3 protein-coding genes are annotated in these 603 nt (G+C 77.9%); all 3 read right to left on the bottom strand.

Annotation, left to right across the window (positions count from 1 at the left end; all coding sequences use genetic code 11):
• Positions 1-200 (bottom strand): hypothetical protein (locus AC2W7G_RS18100; protein ID WP_485869652.1); only part of this gene is annotated, 200 nt, incomplete at its 3' end.
• Positions 197-400 (bottom strand): hypothetical protein, encoded by a 204-nt coding sequence (locus AC2W7G_RS18105; protein ID WP_485869653.1) that lies wholly within the window; start codon positions 398-400, stop codon positions 197-199. The genes AC2W7G_RS18100 and AC2W7G_RS18105, both read right to left, overlap by 4 nt.
• Positions 397-603 (bottom strand): hypothetical protein (locus tag AC2W7G_RS18110; protein WP_485869654.1); only part of this gene is annotated, 207 nt, incomplete at its 5' end. The genes AC2W7G_RS18105 and AC2W7G_RS18110, both read right to left, overlap by 4 nt.

Below are 603 nucleotides of genomic sequence, written 5' to 3' on the forward strand. Positions count from 1 at the left end.
GCGGCCTCGGCCTCGGCGACCTCCACCGGGCACAGCACCACGGCCTGGGCCAGGTCGCCCGAGGCGGTGATCGCCGTCAGCCGTCCGCCCACGTCGCGCAGCCCGTCGCCCGCGCCGTCGAGGACGTCGGCGTAGGCGAGCAGGTCGTCGTAGCGCGCGGTGATGCCGCCGGCACCGCCGCTGACCTCCAGGTCGCTCATCGCCCGTCCTCCCCGGTGAGGGCCGCCTCGAAGGCGCCGGTCAGCGTGTAGAGGAGCTCCGCGGCCAGACCGTCGCGGCTGCTCGCCGTGTGCACGACGCGGTCCCCGTCGAGCGCCAGCTGGACCCACCCGGTGGACGTCTGCAGCCATCGCCGGACCACCGCGCCCGGACGTCCGGCGACCGCCACGCTGATCGTCACGTGCGCGCGGACGCGTCGGCCAGCGCCCGCGGCAGCTCGGGGAGCTCGGCCCAGCCGCGGTCGGCCTCGACGGCGTCGACAAGCGCGTCGCTCGCCGGTCCCCCGCAGCGCCGACGGCGAGGACCAGGGCCTGCTCGAGCGGGACCACGACCGGCGGCGGGGGGCTCGGAGGGGACGAGGCGGGGCCGTCGGGCGGCACGAGG

Source organism: Aeromicrobium sp. PFPM2_SD2, from assembly GCF_057364525.1.